Origin of the sequence: Pseudomonas sp. B6002, from assembly GCF_013385985.1 — a bacterium.
Taxonomy (GTDB): Bacteria; Pseudomonadota; Gammaproteobacteria; order Pseudomonadales; family Pseudomonadaceae; genus Aquipseudomonas.
Genome location: NZ_JACAOY010000004.1, coordinates 72320 through 91737 on the forward strand (window position 1 = coordinate 72320; position 19418 = coordinate 91737).

Below are 19418 nucleotides of genomic sequence, written 5' to 3' on the forward strand. Positions count from 1 at the left end.
GCTGACCGCCTGCAAGGAACCGCCCGCCCGATGAATGCCGCTAAACGCCTGGAAATATTCCGCAGGCTTCACGAAGACAATCCGGAACCCAAGACCGAACTGGCCTACTCAACGCCGTTCGAGTTGCTGATTGCGGTGATCCTGTCGGCCCAATCCACGGACGTGGGCGTCAACAAGGCCACGGCCAAACTGTATCCGGTGGCCAACACGCCAGAAGCGATCTATGCCTTGGGCGTGGAAGGGTTGTCGGAATACATCAAGACGATCGGACTGTACAACAGCAAAGCCAAGAATGTCATCGAGACCTGCCGTCTGCTGGTGGAACACCATGGCAGCGAAGTGCCACAAACTCGCGAAGCACTGGAAGCCTTGCCTGGGGTCGGCAGAAAAACGGCCAACGTTGTACTGAACACTGCATTTCGGCAACTGGCCATGGCGGTGGACACCCATATATTTCGTGTCAGCAACCGCACCGGCATTGCCCGCGGCAAAAACGTGGTGGAAGTCGAAAAGCAGTTGATGAAGTGCGTGCCCAAGCCCTACCTGCTTGATTCCCACCACTGGCTGATCCTGCACGGTCGCTACGTTTGCCAGGCGCGCAAGCCGCGTTGTGGCAGCTGCCGCATAGAAGACCTGTGTGAATACAAGGAGAAAACGTCCGACGATTGAGTGATCATTGTTTTTTTCGATCAATCGATTGAAAAAATCTTTTTTACCCGTTCATGGATTATCGTTATAAGGAGCGCCAACGGCAGTCTTAGCCTGGAGTTAACCTTATGAGCACTGGCAAAGAACAACTCGATGTAGAAGACGACCTCGTTGCGGAGTCGGACGATGATGGGGAAGCACCTGTTGCAGAGGTGGCCAAGACCAATTTGAGCAAACGCCGCACCATCGACAATCTTCTGGAAGAGCGACGCTTGCAAAAACAACTGGCCGACTACGACTTCGACCTCTGATCAATCCGTTGACGACCGGAAGCCTCCCTGACGGAGGCTTTTTTGTGCCGGTAATCCTTCCTAATGCCTGCGGCGTAACACGTTCGCCTATACCAGGCCATTGCGTTGGGCCAATTCGATCAAGTCGACAAGGGAGCGGGCGTTAAGCTTGAGCAGAAGGCGAGTCTTATAGGTACTGACGGTCTTGTTGCTAAGGAACATGCCATCGGCAATCTCCTTGTTGGTTTTGCCACGTGCCAGTTGCTGCAACACCATCATCTCCCGACCTGAAAGGCGCTCGACCATATCTGCTTCACTGGCGTTGCCAATGGTGGAGCGCACCGAGTTCAGTGCCTGGTTCGGAAAGTAGCTGTAGCCGGACAATACCGCCTTGATGGCGCTCAGCAGTTCGGCCAGGTCCTGTTGCTTGCACACATACCCTGCTGCGCCCGCCTGCATGCAGCGCATGGAGAAATGGCCCGGAGCCTGGGACGTCAGCACCAGCACCTTGAAGGGCGCAGGTTGTTTGGCGGAAGACAGCCGGCAGATAACTTCCAGGCCGTCGAGCTTGGGAATACCGATATCCAGTATGACAATGTCCGGCGTGTATTCCTTGGCAAGTTGCAGCGCATCGACACCGTTATCAGTCTCGGCAACGACCTCATAACCATGACGCTCCATTAGCATGCGCACAGCAAGTCGAATGACAGGATGATCATCCACGATCAGCACTTTATTCATGAGAAAGTCCAATTTCGCTGTTCGAATTATTTAGAGCAAGCACAATAGCCTAGTCGTTTCCTAGTTGGCATAGTGTTCCCCCCCAAGCAACAGCAAGCAGAGACCCAACCCACACAGATAAAGGAATCGCCCTACAAAAAAACGCCAACTTGGAGGTATAGCGTTTTATGGAGCCTTTCAGATCTTTCCTTGGGCTTACATATTTTGAGTGAAATTTCCAAAGGGTAAGGGGCCTTGGGTAAACATTCTGCACAAGGCTTTCAGGAAATTCCCCTTGCTTGGCGTTTTCCACAGGGACGGCATGCGAAATAAATTCAACAATTTTAGTTCCATTTAACATATTTACTTTCACCCTAAAGTCCTACAGACCATTCAGCACATTGCTGCTTATCAGCACTTTCATGAGTGAATTTTCTGTAAGACCAGTTCCTACGCAGGTGTAAATATTCATGCCAACCTACATAACGCTAGTGACCTGCCAATAACCGCTGTCGAAGTTTCCTGACAAAAAAACATCAACATTTGTTAAACAAGATTAAACATTACAAAGCTGAGCAAATAGACAGGCAAAAAAAATGGCCCCTTGAACAAGGGGCCATTTCTATAACGCGTGAAACACTCAGAACAACGAGCGACCTTTGTTGGCCGCAATGCGCATGCGCAGAGCATTCAACTTGATAAAGCCAGCTGCGTCCGCCTGGTTGTAGGCGCCGCCATCTTCTTCGAAGGTGGCAATGTTGGCGTCGAACAGCGACTCATCGGACTTACGGCCGGTGACGATCACATTGCCCTTGTACAGCTTCAGGCGCACAACACCGTTCACGTGAACCTGGGACGCGTCGATCATCTGTTGCAGCATCAGACGCTCAGGGCTCCACCAGTAGCCGGTGTAGATCAGGCTGGCGTACTTGGGCATCAGCTCGTCTTTGAGGTGAGCCACTTCGCGGTCCAGGGTGATCGACTCGATGGCGCGGTGGGCGCGCAGCATGATGGTGCCGCCCGGGGTTTCGTAGCAGCCACGGGACTTCATGCCCACGTAACGGTTCTCGACGATGTCGAGACGGCCGATACCGTGTTCGCCGCCGATACGGTTCAAGGTCGCCAGCACGGTGGCCGGGGTCATTTCGACGCCGTCCAGTGCAACGATGTCGCCGTTACGGTAGGTCAGTTCCAGGTACTGTGGCTTGTCTGGAGCGTTCTCCGGGGAGACGGTCCATTTCCACATGTCTTCTTCGTGCTCGGTCCAGGTGTCTTCCAGCACGCCGCCTTCATAGGAGATGTGCAGCAGGTTGGCGTCCATCGAGTACGGGGACTTCTTCTTGCCGTGGCGTTCGATCGGGATGGCGTGCTTTTCAGCGTAATCCATCAGCTTTTCACGGGACAGCAGGTCCCACTCACGCCAAGGGGCAATCACTTTTACGCCTGGCTTGAGCGCGTAGGCACCCAGCTCGAAACGCACCTGGTCGTTGCCCTTGCCGGTAGCGCCATGGGAAATGGCGTCGGCACCGGTTTCGTTGGCGATTTCGATCAGGCGTTTGGCGATCAGCGGACGTGCGATGGAAGTACCCAGCAGGTACTCGCCTTCGTAGACGGTGTTGGCGCGAAACATCGGGAAAACGAAATCGCGGACGAACTCTTCGCGCAGGTCGTCAATGTAGATCTCTTTCACGCCCATGGCTTGCGCCTTGGCACGTGCAGGTTCGACCTCTTCGCCCTGACCCAGGTCAGCGGTGAAGGTCACCACTTCACAGTTATAAGTATCCTGCAGCCACTTGAGGATCACCGAAGTGTCCAGGCCGCCGGAATACGCGAGAACGACCTTGTTTACGTCGGCCATGCCATCACTCCACGGGGTTGTACGGAAAGGCGTCGATTCTACCGACCAAAACCGTGGATTTACAGAGGCGCGACAGCAAATGAAGATAAAGCGACAGATTATGTCGAGCGGGCGACCGATGGTCGCACCTTACGACGTGTGCGCGGGGTTGCTCGGGCCGGTGGCCGTGGGCGCCGGTTTCTCGGGGGCTGCCACACGCTCAAGCTGAATGTTGACGCGGCGATTGCGGGCCCGGTTTGCCGCGTTGGTATTGGGCGCCAATGGGTAGCTTTCGCCATGAAAGCGCAAGGTGATCTGCGATTCCTGGATACCGTTGGCCTTCAGGTAATCCATTACTGCCAGGCCGCGACGGCGCGAGACATCCCGGTTGGTCAAACGGTTGCCGCTGTTGTCCGAATGGCCATTCAATTCGATATGGTTGACCGTGGGGTCGGCCTTCATGAACGCGAGTATCACATCCAGCTTCTTCTTGGCGGCCGCGTCCAGTTCGATGCCACCCCCGGGGAATCCGACTTCGGTCTGCTTGACCTGGTCGTAATTCATCGGCAACAGCTTGGTGGTGCACAACTGGTAGTCGTTGTAGGCCTTGCTGAATTTCACCGGCAACAGGCGAATTTCCGAGTACCCCCCTTCGCGCCCGTAATGTCGGACCGTCGGGCTGCGCCCTTCAAGCAAACCGGTGAACAGTCGCCCGGCCTGGGCCTGGGAGCTGTTGAACAGCACATCGCCACTACCTGCACGTACGGCGCCAAGGTTGATATCACCGCGCCCCGGCTGCCAGGGCGCCGCAGCGGCCAAGAGTGTCGCGGAACCTGCGCCCAGCGAGCCGTTATAGGCTTTCAGGCGGAACGTCGCCTGCTCACCGGCCCGGCGCACGAACTCACCCGAACCGAAATCCGTGATCGGCTGGGTCAGGCGGCACTCGAACTGGTCGCCTTCCACCTTCCACTCAATATTCTCCAGACGTGTCTGGAACGTGAGGGCCATCGCAGGCAGGCTGGCGAACACACTGAGCAGGGCTAGATAATGCTGGCGCACGGGAGGCTCCACTGGTTTCTACAACACTTCAAAGCGTCATACATCGATAAGGCATACAAAAGGCTATCGGATGCATCCCGCAAAACTTGATAGCGAGTGCCTGACAGAGTCTTTTCCGGTAGCATTCCCACCAGATTGACCCGCCTGGAATCCCCAATGTCCGACCGCCTGACCCTGCTGCGTCCCGACGACTGGCATATTCATCTTCGCGATGGTGCTGCGTTACCCCACACCGTGGCCGATGTAGCGCGCACGTTTGGCCGCGCCATCATCATGCCTAACCTGGTACCTCCGGTGCGTAACGCCGAGCAAGCCGATGCCTATCGCCAGCGAATCCTTGCTGCACGACCGGCCGGCAGCCGCTTCGAACCGTTGATGGTGCTCTACCTCACCGACCGCACCCAGCCCGAAGAGATTCGTGAAGCCAAGGCCAGCGGTTTCGTGCACGCCGCCAAGCTGTATCCGGCAGGCGCGACCACCAACTCCGACTCCGGCGTGACCAGTATCGACAAGATCCTGCCGGCGATCGAAGCCATGGCCGAAGTTGGCATGCCGCTGTTGATCCACGGTGAAGTCACCCGTGGCGACGTCGACGTGTTCGATCGTGAAAAAATCTTCATCGATGAGCACATGCGTCGTGTGGTCGAGCTGTTTCCGACCCTGAAGGTGGTGTTCGAGCACATCACCACCGCCGATGCCGTGCAGTTTGTCACCGAGGCCTCGGCCAACGTTGGCGCAACCATCACCGCGCACCACTTGCTGTACAACCGCAACCACATGCTGGTGGGCGGGATTCGGCCGCACTTCTATTGCCTGCCGATCCTCAAGCGCAACACCCATCAGGTGGCGTTGCTGGACGCCGCGACCAGCGGTAATCCGAAGTTCTTCCTCGGCACCGACTCCGCGCCTCATGCCCAGCATGCCAAAGAAGCCGCGTGCGGTTGTGCCGGTTGCTACACGGCATTTGCTGCCATCGAGCTGTACGCCGAAGCGTTCGAACAACGTAATGCGCTGGACAAGCTCGAAGCATTCGCCAGCCTCAACGGCCCGCGTTTCTACGGCTTGCCGGCGAACACCGACCGCATCACCCTGGTTCGTGAAGACTGGACCGCCCCTGCCAGCCTGCCGTTTGGCGAGCTGACTGTCATCCCGCTGCGCGCCGGTGAAACACTGCGCTGGCGCCTGCTGGAGGAAAGCAAGTGAGTGAAGACCATTACGACGACGAACACGAGCACAGTGGTGGCGGTTCCCGTCACCCGATGGCCGAGCGGTTTCGCGGCTATCTGCCGGTTGTCATCGACGTAGAAACCGGTGGCTTCAACAGTGCCACCGACGCCCTGCTGGAAATCGCTGCGACCACCATCGGCATGGATGAACAGGGCTTTGTGTTCCCGGAACACACCCACTTCTTCCGCGTCGAGCCGTTTGAAGGCGCGAACATCGAAGCGGCCGCTTTGGAATTCACCGGGATCAAGCTCGATCACCCGCTGCGCATGGCCGTGAGCGAAGAAGCGGCGCTGACCGACATCTTCCGTGGCGTGCGCAAGGCGTTGAAGGCCAATGGCTGCAAACGTGCGATCCTGGTGGGTCACAACAGCAGCTTCGATCTGGGCTTCCTGAACGCCGCCGTGGCGCGGCTGGACATGAAACGCAATCCGTTCCACCCTTTCTCCAGCTTTGACACGGCCACCCTCGCCGGCCTGGCGTATGGCCAGACCGTGCTGGCAAAAGCCTGCCAGGCAGCCGGTATCGACTTTGACGGTCGCGAGGCCCACTCGGCTCGCTACGACACCGAGAAGACGGCCGAGCTGTTCTGCGGCATCGTCAACCGCTGGAAAGACATGGGCGGCTGGGAAGACTTCAACGATTGAGATCGTTTCCCGCGCATAAAAAAACCGGCCTTCTCAGGCCGGTTTTTTTGTACCGCTAACGTGGCTTACAGCTTGCCAGCGTTCTCGGTCAGGTAAGCCGCAACGCCTTCTGGCGAAGCGTTCATGCCTTTGTCGCCTTTTTTCCAGTTGGCTGGGCAAACTTCGCCGTGCTCTTCGTGGAATTGCAGGGCGTCAACCAGACGGATCAGCTCTTCCATGTTACGGCCCAGTGGCAGGTCGTTGATGATCTGGGAGCGAACCACGCCTTTGTCGTCGATCAGGAATGCGCCACGGAAAGCCACGCCGCCTTCGGATTCAACGTCGTAGGCCTTGGCGATGTCGTGCTTCATGTCGGCAGCCATGGTGTATTTGACTTTGCCGATGCCGCCATCGTTGATGGCGGTGTTGCGCCATGCGTTGTGGGTGAAATGGGAGTCGATGGAAACGGCGACCACTTCAACGTTGCGCGCCTTGAAATCGTCCATGCGGTGGTCCAGAGCGATCAGCTCCGAAGGGCAGACGAAAGTGAAGTCCAGCGGGTAGAAGAACACCAGGCCGTATTTGCCTTTGATGGCTTCAGACAGTTTGAAGCTGTCTACGATTTCGCCATTGCCGAGAACGGCGGGTACGTCGAAATCCGGGGCTTGTTTGCCGACGAGTACGCTCATTGGGTATCTCCTGATGTGAGGGTGACGATTGAAGTAAAAGGACCGCCTCCAAGTCTGCCGTGTGTAAGCGACAGCCCTGTGACGCAGTCACGCTTCGTGAAGACCGACCATCATACACTGAAAAAACCGTTCGTCAGCGCACGGGCAACGTCGGTGAATACCCTACGATTCTACTTTGACAATCATTCTCGTTAACATTAAGATCCATCGCACTTAAGCCTTAAACCCGCGACGGTTCTCCCTTATGTATGTGTGCCTGTGTACTGGCGTCACCGACGGACAAATCCGCGAAGCAATCTATGAAGGTTGCTGCAGCTACAAGGAAGTGCGTGAAACCACCGGCGTTGCCAGCCAGTGCGGCAAATGTGCTTGCCTTGCCAAGCAAGTGGTACGGGAAACCCTGACGCAGCTGCAAACAGCCCAGGCCGCGATTCCCTTTTCAGCAGAATTTACACATGCTTAATTGAGCGTGTTTTAAAGAACCGGACTTAGTGTCCGGTTTTTTTATGCCCGTAATTCAATTAGTTAGCGTCAAGACGCGGAACACAAACATTCGTATTCCGATTAATTTTCATTTATTATTCAATAACTTAGGTTTGACACTCAGGATTTCGCCGCTCAAACTCCGCCTTATACACAGCTATTACAGGGCAGGACCCCAGTCATGAAAGGCGACATCTCAGTCATCCAGCAACTCAACAAAATCCTTGCCAATGAACTGGTCGCGATCAATCAGTACTTTCTGCATGCGCGCATGTATGACGATTGGGGCCTGGAAAAGCTGGGCAAGCGTGAATACAAAGAATCCATCAAGGCCATGAAGGACGCCGACGCGCTGATCAAGCGCATCCTGTTCCTCGAAGGCCTGCCGAACGTGCAGGACCTGGGCAAGCTGAACATCGGCGAGCACACCCAGGAAATGATCAGCAGCGACTTGAAGTTCGAGCACAAGAGCCACAGCGACCTGAAAGCCGCTATTGCTCATTGCGAAACCAAGGGTGATTTCGGCAGCCGCGAACTGCTGGAAGATATCCTGGAAGACCAGGAAGAACACATCGACTGGTTGGAAACCCAACTGGGCCTGATCGACAAGGTCAGCCTGGAAAACTACCTGCAATCGCAGATGGGCGAATAAGCCCAAACGCGCAGGTATAAAAAAGCCCCGCTCTCTTATGAGAAGCGGGGCTTTTTATTGACCACGGATTATGTAGGAGCCCGGCTTGCCGGCGATGGCGGTTTCAGAGTCACCGCTTGGCTCAAGGCCCTATCGCCGGCAAGCCGGCTCCTACAGATTACGCGTCGGTCTTGGCGGCGGCGTTGGCCGCGGCTTCTTTGATCAGCGCTTGCAGCGAGCCATCGGCCGCCATCTCAACGATGATATCGCTACCGCCGACCAGCTCACCGGCGACCCACAGTTGTGGGAACGTTGGCCAGTTGGCGTATTTCGGCAGGTTGGCGCGAATTTCAGGGTTTTGCAGGATATCCACGTAAGCGAATTTCTCGCCACACGCCATGATGGCCTGGGAAGCCTTCGCGGAGAAACCGCACTGAGGAGCGTTTGGCGCGCCCTTCATGTAAAGCAGAATGGTGTTGTTGGCAATCTGCTCTTTGATCGTTTCGATGATATCCATGGAACACCTCGGCTGGAACTTTGCGACTCACAGGTCGGCACGGTGGCGCATTGTAACGCAAAATCCCAGCGTGGTGCTCAGGCTCCTTATGCGGCCGCCACCTGCACGGGAACCCCGTTCAGCGCGGCATTTCCGGACAATTCGTCCAGTTGCCGCTCGTCGGTCAAGTCATTCGCGCTCGCCCCGGGCTGCCCGCTGGCAATCGTCATCTGCACCCCTGGCCGGCCGTGGCCCCACCCATGGGGCAGGCTGACCACGCCGGGCATCATGTCCTGACTGGCCACCACTTCCACCTCGATCATGCCGATACGCGAACTCACGCGCACACGCTGCCCATCAACCAGTTGCCGACTCGACAGGTCATCGGGGTGCATCAGCAATTGATGGCGCGGCTTGCCCTTCACCAGTCGGTGATAGTTATGCATCCACGAGTTATTGCTGCGCACGTGCCGGCGGCCGATCAGCAGCAGTTCGCCCGCCTGAGGCATGGGCTGCGCCGCAAAGCGCGCGAGATCCGCAAGGATCACCGCCGGTGCGGCCTGGACGTGGCCATCAGCGGTCTTCAGCCGCTCAGCGAGGTTGGCCCGAAGCGGCCCCAAGTCCACACCATGGGGATGATCCGTCAACATCGCCACCGACAGCTTGTGCTCGGAGGCATCGCCATAAACCCCGGCACGCAGGCCGAAGTCGATCATCTGGGCCGGCGCCATGGTCGGCTTGAGCGTGGCGCCGATGCGCGCCGCGAACGCCTGGGCCAGGCCGACAAAGATTTCCCAGTCATGCAGCGCGCCTACGGGCTTGGGCAGGATCGCCCGATTGAAACGGGTGACATTACGCACCGCGAACATATTGAAGGTGGTGTCGTAGTGATCATTTTCCAACGCTGACGTAGACGGCAGGATCAGGTCGGCATATCGCGTGGTTTCGTTGATATACAGGTCGACGCTGACCATAAACTCCAAGCTTTCCAGGGCTTGTTCCAACTGGCGGCCATTGGGCGTCGACAACACCGGATTACCGGCGACCGTCACCAATGCGCGGATTTGTCCTTCGCCTTCAGTAAGCATTTCCTCGGCCAAGGCCGACACGGGCAATTCACCGCCGTACTCAGGGCGCCCGGAAACCCGGCTCTGCCAACGATTGAAATGCCCACCACCGGTAGACGCCACCAAGTCCACCGCTGGCGTAGTACACAAGGCGCCGCCCACCCGATCCAGGTTTCCGGTCACCAGGTTGATCAACTGCACCAGCCAGTGACACAACGTGCCGAACGCCTGGGTCGACACACCCATGCGCCCGTAACACACGGCCTTATCCGCACCTGCAAAGTCGCGCGCCAACTGGCGGATCTGCTCGGCCGGCACCGCGCACTGGCCGCTCATGGCCTCAGCAGTAAACCCGGCGATCGCCTGGCGCACCTCATCCAGCCCCGTAACCGGCAAATGCGTGGCACGGGTCAGGTTTTCGGCAAACAGCGTATTGAGCACCCCGAACAACAGCGCTGCATCACCACCCGGGCGAACGAACAGATGCTGATCAGCCATCGCCGCCGTTTCGCTGCGCCGCGGGTCGACCACCACCACTTTGCCGCCTCTGGCCTGGATCGCCTTAAGGCGCTTCTCCACGTCGGGCACGGTCATGATGCTGCCGTTGGAGGCCAATGGGTTGCCGCCCAGGATCAGCATGAAGTCGGTGTGATCGATGTCCGGGATCGGTAGCAGCAAACCGTGCCCATACATGAGGTAGCTGGTGAGGTGGTGGGGCAGCTGATCCACCGACGTCGCGGAAAAGCGGTTGCGCGTCTTGAGCTGGCCCAGGAAATAGTTGCTGTGGGTCATCAGCCCGTAGTTATGCACGCTGGGATTGCCCTGGTACACCGCCACGGCGTTTTGCCCGTGCTGCGCCTGGATGCCCGCCAGCCGTTCGGCGACCAGTGCGAAGGCTTCGTCCCACGGGATCGGCCGCCATTCGCTGCCTTCACGCAGCATGGGCTGGTGCAAGCGGTCCGGGTCGTTCTGAATATCCTGCAGCGCTACAGCCTTGGGGCAGATGTGACCACGGCTGAAAGTGTCCAGCGCGTCGCCCTTGATCGAGGTGATCGCCAGGCTGCCGTCGTCGGCCTCGGTGGTTTCCAGGGTCAGGCCGCAAATGGCTTCGCACAGATGGCAGGCACGGTGGTGGAGAGTCTTGGTCATGGCCAGTCTCTTTATCAGGGCTTTGATTGCACTATGGGCCGCGACCGGAGCATGCACCAGCATCGTTCGCCCCGTGAATCCAAGCCCATCAGGCCAGACCATGGGCAAGCGTGAGCAAATGTTTCAGAACCCGGCGCACAGCCCCTGAAACCGACACAGCCTGGTCTGGGCCCGCCCCCACACATTGCAAAAGGTCTCGGCGCCAGTGTACAAATGGCCCGCTGCTGTCTGGAAATCGTCTTCAAAAGCGCTCTGGCGCCCTTCTTGAACACCCTTAAAAACCGTAGCCCTATTGGTAAGACGCGACATTTAATTATAAGATCGCGCCTTCCCCTATTTCGTCGCCCCGTGCGGCTTTCGCCGCAGGTCTCGCCCGTTGTCACAATAAACAAGGCTTTGAGTATCTGCGGTCTGTTGCAAAAAGGTAGTTAATGATGAGCGCAAGGCACTTTCTCTCCCTGATGGATTGCACGCCCGAAGAGCTGGTCAGCGTGATCCGTCGAGGCATTGAGCTTAAAGACCTGCGTAACCGCGGCGTACTGTTCGAGCCTTTGAAAAACCGTGTGCTCGGGATGATTTTCGAGAAGTCCTCGACCCGCACCCGCGTGTCGTTCGAAGCCGGCATGATCCAGCTGGGTGGCCAAGCCATCTTCCTGTCCTCGCGCGATACCCAACTGGGCCGTGGCGAACCGGTGGCCGACAGCGCCATCGTGCTGTCGAGCATGCTCGATGCGGTGATGATCCGTACTTTTGCCCACAGCACCGTCACCGAATTTGCCGCCCACTCCCGCGTACCGGTGATCAACGGCCTGTCCGATGACCTGCACCCGTGCCAGTTGCTGGCCGACATGCAAACCTTCCTTGAACACCGCGGCTCGATCCAGGGCAAGACCGTGGCCTGGATCGGCGACGGCAACAACATGTGCAACAGCTATATAGAGGCGGCGATCCAGTTCGACTTCAAACTGCGCGTCGCCTGCCCGGAAGGCTACGAGCCCGACGCACGTTTCCTGGCACAGGCCGGTGAGCGCATCACCCTCGTGCGCGACCCACGTGACGCCGTGACCGGCGCTCATCTGGTAAGCACCGACGTCTGGACCTCCATGGGCCAGGAAGACGAAACCGCCAAGCGCCTGGCGCTGTTCGCCCCGTATCAGGTGACCCGCGCCCTGCTCGACCTCGCCGCGCCGGACGTACTGTTCATGCATTGCCTGCCCGCGCACCGGGGCGAAGAAATCAGCCTCGACCTGCTGGACGACCCACGCTCGGTCGCCTGGGACCAGGCCGAAAACCGCCTGCATGCACAGAAGGCCTTGCTGGAGTTCCTCGTGCCGCCGTCGTACCACCACGCATGAGCCAGCCTTTACTGCTGAACCTGCGCAATCTGGCATGCGGCTATCAAGATCAACGGGTGGTGCAGAACCTCAACCTGCACCTCAATGCCGGCGACATCGGTTGCCTGCTGGGCTCTTCGGGCTGTGGCAAGACCACCACCCTGCGCGCAATTGCCGGGTTTGAACCGGTGCACGAAGGCGAAATCAGCCTGACAGGCGAAGTGATCTCCAGCGCCGGGTTCACCCTGGCTCCAGAGAAACGTCGTATCGGCATGGTGTTCCAGGACTACGCGCTGTTTCCCCACTTAAGCGTGGCGGACAACATCGCCTTTGGCATTCGCAAGCACCCGCAAAAAGAGCGCGTGGTGGCCGAGTTGCTGGAACTGGTGAACCTGAAGAACCTGGGCAAGCGTTTCCCCCATGAGCTTTCCGGTGGCCAGCAACAGCGTGTCGCCCTCGCCCGTGCACTGGCGCCGGAACCGGCACTGTTGCTGCTGGACGAACCGTTCTCCAACCTTGATGGCGAACTGCGCCGCAAGCTCAGCCACGAGGTGCGCGACATCCTCAAGGCCCGGGGCACCAGTGCGATCCTGGTGACCCATGACCAAGAAGAAGCGTTTGCCGTGAGCGATAAAGTGGGCGTGTTCAAAGAGGGCCGCCTGGAGCAGTGGGACACGCCCTACAACCTCTATCACGAACCGCAGACGCCTTACGTCGCCAGCTTTATCGGCCAGGGTTACTTCATCCGTGGCCAATTGAGTTCGCCGGAGTCTGTGATTACCGAATTGGGTGACCTGCGCGGTAATCGTGCCTACACCTGGCCTACCGGTGGCGCGGTGGATGTGCTGCTACGCCCGGATGACATCGTCTACGCGCCGGACAGTGCGTTGAAAGCACGGATCGTCGGCAAGACGTTCCTCGGTGCGTCGACCCTGTATCGCTTGCAATTGCCGACGGGCGCGCAATTGGAATCGATCTTCCCGAGCCATGCCGACCATCAGGTTGGGGCGGATGTAGGGATTCGTGTTGCCGCCGAACACCTGGTGTTGTTCCAGGCTTCGGGCAGCACGGCGGCGCAGATTCCGCAGTCCGAATCAGGCGTACGGCGTTACAGCCCGGCCCACTGACCGCACCGGATCACAAAATGTAGGCGCTGGCTTGCCAGCGATGCAGGCACTTCGGTCCTCCAGTGACACCGAGGGGATGCTATCGCCGGCAAGCCGGCTCCTACAGTTAGATTCCAGTCAAAATTGGTTCAGGGCCGGCCAATCGGGGCGAACTTGGCCTGGGTGTGCTCGGCCAGCACCGCCGCTGGCAATTCAACTTCCAACCCCCTTCTCCCCGCGCTCACAAAAATCGTCGCAAACGGTTGCGCCGTCTCATCGATAAAAGTACGCAAGCGCTTCTTCTGCCCCAACGGGCTGATACCGCCCAGCAAATAACCCGTAGAACGCTGCGCTGCTGCCGGGTCGGCCATCTCGACTTTTTTCACACCCGCCGCATGGGCCAACGCTTTCAAGTCCAGGCTTCCGACGACCGGCACCACGGCAACCAACAATTCACCTTTTTCACTGCTGGCCAGCAGGGTCTTGAACACCTGCGCCGGGTCCAACCCCAATTTTTCCGCGGCCTCCAGGCCATATGACGCAGCTTTGGGATCGTGCTCGTAACTGTGGATACGATGTTCGGCGCGAACTTTTTTCAACAGGTCCAATGCGGGGGTCATGACGTCTCCGGGCGTGGCAAACAGATGGCCAATTCTAGGCCAAGCCCACCTAAAAGGCTCTAGTCCGCCCACTCTTAAGGTGCACGCGTAATGTGACAAGCGTGATCATTCACCAGACCAATAGTTTGAAAGTGACTGACAGTTCACTTTCGACCTTTGACAGCCGTCATTCTTGTCTATATTTTTTCGTTTCCGAATACTGTAGGAATAGATCTACAGCACTCGAGCAGCAAGCCGCGACCGGGATGGGGATCCTTGCCACGGTGAAAATCGCGCAACAACCCGTTGAGGTTGTGCGCCAGACAAGAACAACAACTGAGGTTTTCCATGACGACTGCTCTTCAACAGCCTTCACTTTCGAGCCAATGCATGGCCGAGTTCCTGGGGACTGCGCTTCTGATCTTCTTCGGTACAGGATGTGTCGCTGCGCTCAAGGTTGCGGGTGCCAGCTTCGGGTTGTGGGAAATCAGCATCATCTGGGGGGTGGGCGTCAGCATGGCGATCTACCTGAGCGCCGGTATTTCCGGGGCGCACCTCAACCCTGCCGTCAGTATTGCCCTGTGTATTTTCGCCGACTTCGAAAAGCGCAAACTGCCCTTTTATATCCTTGCCCAAGTCGCCGGCGCCTTCTGCTCCGCCGCGTTGGTCTACACCCTCTACAGCAATCTCTTTTTCGATTACGAACAAACCCACCATATGGTTCGTGGCACACAAGCGAGCCTGGAACTGGCCTCGGTCTTCTCCACCTACCCTCACCCACTGCTGAGTACCGCCCAGGCCTTCCTGGTGGAAGTGGTGATTACCGCGATCCTGATGGGTGTGATCATGGCCCTGACCGACGACAACAACGGCCTGCCGCGTGGCCCAATGGCGCCCCTGCTGATTGGCTTGCTGATCGCCGTGATTGGCAGTGCCATGGGCCCGCTGACCGGCTTCGCGATGAACCCTGCACGGGATTTCGGGCCGAAGCTGATGACCTTTTTCGCAGGCTGGGGTGAAATGGCTTTCACTGGCGGCCGAGATATTCCTTACTTCCTGGTTCCGATTTTCGCGCCAATTGTTGGCGCATGCCTCGGTGCTGTGGCCTATCGCGGGCTGATCGCCCGCCATCTGCCGAGCGCCGCACCTGCTATAGCTGAAGAAACACCTGACACGGCTGTCAACGGCAAGACCCGTATTTCCTGATAGCGCCAGCCTGGACGCACCTGCCCTTTTTGTGGCCCAGGCTGATTACCGATTTTCTTATTTTCCAAGGCATTCGACATGACCGATCTTCAGAATAAGAACTACATCATCGCCCTTGACCAAGGCACCACCAGCTCGCGAGCGATCATCTTTGATCGCGACGCCAACGTGGTGTGCACCGCCCAGCGCGAATTCGCCCAGCATTACCCGCAAGCCGGCTGGGTTGAACATGACCCGATGGAAATCTTCGCCACCCAGAGCGCCGTGATGGTCGAGGCCCTGGCCCAGGCTGGCCTGCACCATGACCAGGTCGCCGCCATCGGTATCACCAACCAGCGTGAAACCACTGTGGTGTGGGACAAAGTCACCGGCCGCCCGATCTACAACGCCATCGTCTGGCAGTGCCGCCGCAGCACCGAGATCTGCCAGCAGCTCAAGCGCGACGGCCACGAGCAGTACATCAGCGACACCACGGGCCTGGTCACCGACCCGTACTTCTCGGGCACCAAGCTCAAGTGGATCCTCGATAACGTCGAAGGCAGCCGCGAGCGCGCACGCGCCGGCGAACTGCTGTTCGGTACCGTCGACAGCTGGCTGATCTGGAAATTTACCGGCGGCAAGACCCACGTCACCGACTACACCAACGCCTCGCGCACCATGCTCTTCAACATCCACACTCTGGAGTGGGATGCGAAGATGCTGGAGATCCTCGACATTCCGCGCGAGATGCTGCCGGAAGTGAAGTCGTCCTCCGAAATTTACGGCCGTACCAAAAGCGGCATCGCCATCGGCGGTATCGCCGGCGACCAACAAGCCGCCCTGTTCGGCCAGATGTGTGTCGAAGCCGGCCAGGCCAAGAACACCTACGGCACCGGTTGCTTCCTGCTGATGAACACCGGCGACAAGGCGGTGAAATCCAAGCACGGCATGCTCACCACCATCGCCTGCGGCCCACGTGGCGAAGTGGCCTACGCCCTGGAAGGTGCCGTGTTCAACGGCGGCTCCACCGTGCAGTGGCTGCGTGATGAGCTGAAGATCATCAACGACGCCCACGACACCGAATACTTCGCCGGCAAGGTCAAGGACAGCAACGGCGTGTATCTGGTACCTGCCTTCACCGGCCTGGGCGCGCCCTACTGGGACCCGTATGCCCGTGGCGCGCTGTTCGGCCTGACCCGTGGCGTACGCGTGGATCACATTATTCGTGCGGCCCTGGAGTCGATTGCCTACCAGACCCGCGACGTGCTCGACGCCATGCAACAGGACTCCGGCGAGCGCCTCAAAGCCCTGCGCGTGGACGGCGGTGCAGTGGCCAACAACTTCCTGATGCAGTTCCAGGCCGACATCCTCGGTACCCAGGTCGAGCGCCCGCAAATGCGTGAGACCACGGCACTCGGCGCGGCTTATCTGGCGGGCCTGGCGTGCGGCTTCTGGGGCAGCCTGGAAGAACTGCGCGGCAAGGCCGTGATCGAGCGCGAATTCGAACCGCAGCTTGAAGAAAAGGAAAAAGAAAAGCTGTACGCCGGCTGGCAGAAAGCGGTCAGCCGCACCCGTGACTGGGAGCCCCACGAAGGCGCTGAATAAGCCAAGCGCCGGCCCCATGTAGGGTTGTAACTGGCAGGGAGCGGATTCCTGCGTCATCATGGGCCACTTTTGTATGGCAGCCCAAAGGACGCCCCATGAATCTGCCTCCCCGCCAACAACAAATCCTCGAGCTGGTCCGCGAGCGCGGCTACGTCAGCATCGAGGAAATGGCGCAGCTGTTCGTTGTCACCCCGCAAACCATCCGCCGCGATATCAACCAGTTGGCGGACGCCAATCTGCTGCGCCGCTACCACGGCGGCGCGGCTTATGACTCCAGCGTCGAGAACACCGCGTACGCCATGCGTGCCGACCAGATGCGCGACGAGAAACAACGCATCGGCGAAGCCATCGCCGCCCAGATCCCTGATCACGCCTCGCTGTTCATCAATATCGGCACCACCACCGAATCCATCGCCCGTGCGCTGCTCAACCACAGCCACCTGAAAATCATCACCAACAACCTCAACGTCGCCACCATGCTCAGTGCCAAGGACGACTTCGACGTGCTGCTGACCGGCGGTAACGTGCGCCGTGACGGTGGCGTGGTGGGCCAGGCCAGTGTGGATTTCATCAACCAGTTCAAGGTCGACTTTGCGCTGGTGGGCATCAGCGGCATCGATGAGGACGGCAGCCTGCTGGACTTCGATTATCAGGAAGTGCGCGTCTCCCAAGCGATCATCGCCAATGCGCGCCAGGTGATCCTGGCGGCGGACTCCAGCAAGTTCGGGCGCAATGCCATGATTCGCCTGGGGCCGATCAGTCTGGTGGATTGCCTCGTGACCGATCAGCAGCCGGTGCCGGCGTTGGTGCAGCTTTTGAACCAGCATAAGGTTCGTCTGGAAGTCGTGTAGCGCCTGTTCTGCCGCCTTCGCGGGCAAGCCCGCTCCCACATTGGAATGCGATCACCTGTGGGAGCCGGGCTTGCCCGCGATGGCGATCTGCCTGTCCCCCATTGCCCTGACCTTTTGTTCACAAATTTTCCTTTCTCGGTCTTTCGATGAGTTTTTTCAATCGAAGGCAGGTGGCTGCGCGCGCGTTTATCAGCTACCATTTTCGCAAATGAACATTAATGTTCGAATTCCAAGACGAAAAGATCGCGAGGCCAGCCGATGAACCCTTCCACCTTGCCTGCTCCACCGCTTGCCGAAGTCTATGACGTTGCCGTTATCGGTGGCGGGATCAATGGCGTCGGCATTGCAGCAGACGCAGCCGGTCGCGGGTTGTCGGTATTCCTTTGTGAAAAGGACGACTTGGCCAGCCACACCTCTTCGGCCAGCAGCAAGCTGATCCACGGCGGCCTGCGCTACCTCGAACATTACGAATTCCGCCTGGTGCGCGAAGCCCTGGCCGAACGTGAAGTGCTGCTGGCCAAGGCGCCGCACATCGTCAAGCAGATGCGTTTCGTGTTGCCACACCGCCCGCACCTGCGCCCGGCGTGGATGATCCGCGCCGGTCTGTTCCTGTACGACCACCTCGGCAAGCGCGAAAAACTCGCCGGTTCCAAAAGCCTCAAGTTTGGCGCAGACAGCCCGCTCAAAAGCGAAATCACCAAAGGCTTCGAATACTCCGATTGCTGGGTCGATGACGCGCGCCTCGTCGTGTTGAACGCTATGGCCGCCCGCGAAAAAGGTGCACACATCCACACCCAGACCCGCTGCGTGAGCGCTCACCGCAGCAAAGGCCTGTGGGAAATGAACATGGAACGCGCCGATGGCAGCCTGTTCTCGATCCGCGCCCGTGCGCTGGTGAACGCTGCCGGCCCGTGGGTCGCCAAGTTCATCAAGGATGACTTGAAGCTGGATTCGCCTTACGGCATCCGCCTGATCCAGGGCAGCCACTTGATCGTGCCTAAGCTGTACGAAGGCGCCCACGCGCACATTCTGCAGAACGAAGACCAGCGCATCGTCTTCACCATTCCGTACCTCAACCACCTGACCATCATCGGCACCACCGACCGCGAATACACCGGCGACCCTGCAAAAGTCGCGATTACCGAAGGCGAAACCGACTACATGCTCAAGGTGGTCAACGCGCACTTCAAGAAACAGCTGAGCCGTGAAGACATCGTGCACACCTACTCCGGCGTGCGCCCGCTGTGCAATGACGAATCGGACAACCCATCGGCCATCACCCGCGATTACACGCTTGCGCTGTCTGGCGGTACGGGTGAAGCACCGATCCTGTCGGTGTTCGGTGGCAAGCTGACCACCTACCGCAAACTCGCCGAATCGGCGATGGCGCAACTGGCCCCGTACTTCACGCAGATGCGTCCGAGCTGGACCGCCAACGCCAGCCTGCCCGGCGGCGAAAACATGAGCACACCAGAGGCATTGGCCGACGCCATTCGCAACAAGTTCGACTGGGTGCCGAGCGAGATCGCACGCCGCTGGTCCACCACCTACGGCAGCCGTACCTGGCGCTTGCTGGAAGGTGTGCAATCGCTGGCGGACATGGGCGACCACCTGGGTGGAGGCCTGTACACCCGCGAAGTCGACTACCTGTGCGCCGAAGAATGGGCCACCCAGGCGCACGATGTGCTGTGGCGCCGCACCAAGCTCGGTCTGTTCACCACGCCGGACGAGCAAGAAAACGTGCAGCGTTATCTGTCCCAGGTTGAGCAGAATCGCGGCAAGATCCAGGCAGCCTGATCACCGCTGCCAAACAAAGCCC

Annotated in this window: 19 protein-coding genes; 12 read left to right on the forward strand and 7 right to left on the reverse strand. The window is 58.7% G+C overall.

Annotated elements, in window-relative coordinates; genetic code table 11:
* Positions 1-30: 30 nt before the first annotated feature.
* Both nth and HX792_RS03895 read left to right on the forward strand, forming a co-directional pair.
* A complete protein-coding gene (gene nth / locus HX792_RS03890; protein WP_176994854.1) occupies positions 31-669 on the forward strand; it encodes an endonuclease III in 639 nt (212 codons plus the stop codon).
* 107 nt (positions 670-776) lie between these two features.
* Entirely contained in the window at positions 777-959 is a 183-nt protein-coding gene (locus HX792_RS03895; protein WP_124526113.1) for a PA3496 family putative envelope integrity protein, read from the forward strand.
* Between the two features lie 87 nt (positions 960-1046).
* On the opposite strand, the gene HX792_RS03900 is transcribed toward HX792_RS03895, so the two are convergent.
* The 3 genes from HX792_RS03900 to HX792_RS03910 form a co-directional block, all read right to left on the reverse strand.
* Entirely contained in the window at positions 1047-1679 is a 633-nt protein-coding gene (locus HX792_RS03900) for a response regulator transcription factor (RefSeq protein WP_176994855.1), read from the reverse strand.
* Positions 1680-2298: 619 nt separating this feature from the next.
* A complete protein-coding gene (locus tag HX792_RS03905; RefSeq protein WP_010212738.1) occupies positions 2299-3516 on the reverse strand; it encodes an argininosuccinate synthase in 1218 nt (405 codons plus the stop codon).
* Positions 3517-3645: 129 nt separating this feature from the next.
* Positions 3646-4554 carry an OmpA family protein gene (locus tag HX792_RS03910; RefSeq protein WP_176994856.1) on the reverse strand — a complete coding sequence of 303 codons (909 nt, stop codon included), beginning with the start codon at positions 4552-4554 and terminating at the stop codon, positions 3646-3648.
* A 156-nt stretch (positions 4555-4710) separates the two neighbouring features.
* On the opposite strand from HX792_RS03910, the gene pyrC reads away from it, so the two are divergent.
* Together pyrC and rnt are read left to right on the forward strand one after the other, a co-directional pair.
* Entirely contained in the window at positions 4711-5757 is a 1047-nt protein-coding gene (gene pyrC, locus HX792_RS03915; RefSeq protein WP_176994857.1) for a dihydroorotase, read from the forward strand.
* Positions 5754-6425: a ribonuclease T gene (rnt, locus tag HX792_RS03920; protein WP_016970751.1), complete on the forward strand. Its 672-nt coding sequence runs from the start codon at positions 5754-5756 to the stop codon at positions 6423-6425. Before pyrC ends, rnt begins: the two co-directional genes overlap by 4 nt.
* A 65-nt stretch (positions 6426-6490) precedes the next feature.
* Here the strand turns inward: rnt and HX792_RS03925 are convergent, their stop codons facing one another.
* A complete protein-coding gene (locus tag HX792_RS03925) occupies positions 6491-7093 on the reverse strand; it encodes a peroxiredoxin (RefSeq protein ID WP_003172097.1) in 603 nt (200 codons plus the stop codon).
* Positions 7094-7337: 244 nt separating this feature from the next.
* Here HX792_RS03925 and HX792_RS03930 point away from each other — a divergent pair, with 244 nt between their 5' ends.
* Positions 7338-7556 carry a bacterioferritin-associated ferredoxin gene (locus tag HX792_RS03930; protein ID WP_176994858.1) on the forward strand — a complete coding sequence of 73 codons (219 nt, stop codon included), beginning with the start codon at positions 7338-7340 and terminating at the stop codon, positions 7554-7556.
* A 201-nt stretch (positions 7557-7757) separates the two neighbouring features.
* Positions 7758-8228, forward strand: coding sequence for a bacterioferritin (bfr, locus tag HX792_RS03935; RefSeq protein ID WP_159956755.1), 471 nt, complete (start codon positions 7758-7760; stop codon positions 8226-8228).
* A gap of 157 nt (positions 8229-8385) precedes the next feature.
* On the opposite strand, the gene grxD is transcribed toward bfr, so the two are convergent.
* Both grxD and HX792_RS03945 read right to left on the reverse strand, forming a co-directional pair.
* Positions 8386-8724, reverse strand: coding sequence for a Grx4 family monothiol glutaredoxin (gene grxD, locus HX792_RS03940; protein WP_065906770.1), 339 nt, complete (start codon positions 8722-8724; stop codon positions 8386-8388).
* 86 nt (positions 8725-8810) lie between these two features.
* Positions 8811-10919, reverse strand: coding sequence for a molybdopterin oxidoreductase family protein (locus HX792_RS03945; RefSeq protein ID WP_176994859.1), 2109 nt, complete (start codon positions 10917-10919; stop codon positions 8811-8813).
* A gap of 434 nt (positions 10920-11353) precedes the next feature.
* On the opposite strand from HX792_RS03945, the gene argF reads away from it, so the two are divergent.
* Positions 11354-12274: an ornithine carbamoyltransferase gene (argF, locus tag HX792_RS03950; protein WP_176994860.1), complete on the forward strand. Its 921-nt coding sequence runs from the start codon at positions 11354-11356 to the stop codon at positions 12272-12274.
* A complete protein-coding gene (locus HX792_RS03955; RefSeq protein WP_176994861.1) occupies positions 12271-13380 on the forward strand; it encodes an ABC transporter ATP-binding protein in 1110 nt (369 codons plus the stop codon). Before argF ends, HX792_RS03955 begins: the two co-directional genes overlap by 4 nt.
* A 128-nt stretch (positions 13381-13508) precedes the next feature.
* On the opposite strand, the gene ybaK is transcribed toward HX792_RS03955, so the two are convergent.
* Positions 13509-13979 carry a Cys-tRNA(Pro) deacylase gene (ybaK, locus tag HX792_RS03960; RefSeq protein ID WP_176994862.1) on the reverse strand — a complete coding sequence of 157 codons (471 nt, stop codon included), beginning with the start codon at positions 13977-13979 and terminating at the stop codon, positions 13509-13511.
* Positions 13980-14306: 327 nt separating this feature from the next.
* Between ybaK and HX792_RS03965 the strand changes: the two genes are divergently transcribed.
* The 4 genes from HX792_RS03965 (at position 14307) to glpD (ending at position 19396) form a co-directional block, all read left to right on the forward strand.
* The gene (locus HX792_RS03965; RefSeq protein ID WP_176994863.1) at positions 14307-15164 is read left to right on the forward strand and encodes an MIP/aquaporin family protein; all 858 of its coding nucleotides are present in this window, start codon (positions 14307-14309) and stop codon (positions 15162-15164) included.
* Between the two features lie 78 nt (positions 15165-15242).
* Complete coding sequence (gene glpK / locus HX792_RS03970) at positions 15243-16748, forward strand: glycerol kinase GlpK (RefSeq protein WP_176994864.1); 1506 nt, start codon at positions 15243-15245, stop codon at positions 16746-16748.
* 95 nt (positions 16749-16843) lie between these two features.
* A complete protein-coding gene (locus HX792_RS03975; RefSeq protein WP_176994865.1) occupies positions 16844-17599 on the forward strand; it encodes a DeoR/GlpR family transcriptional regulator in 756 nt (251 codons plus the stop codon).
* 258 nt (positions 17600-17857) lie between these two features.
* Entirely contained in the window at positions 17858-19396 is a 1539-nt protein-coding gene (gene glpD, locus HX792_RS03980; protein ID WP_176994866.1) for a glycerol-3-phosphate dehydrogenase, read from the forward strand.
* The last annotated feature ends 22 nt before the right edge of the window (positions 19397-19418 follow it).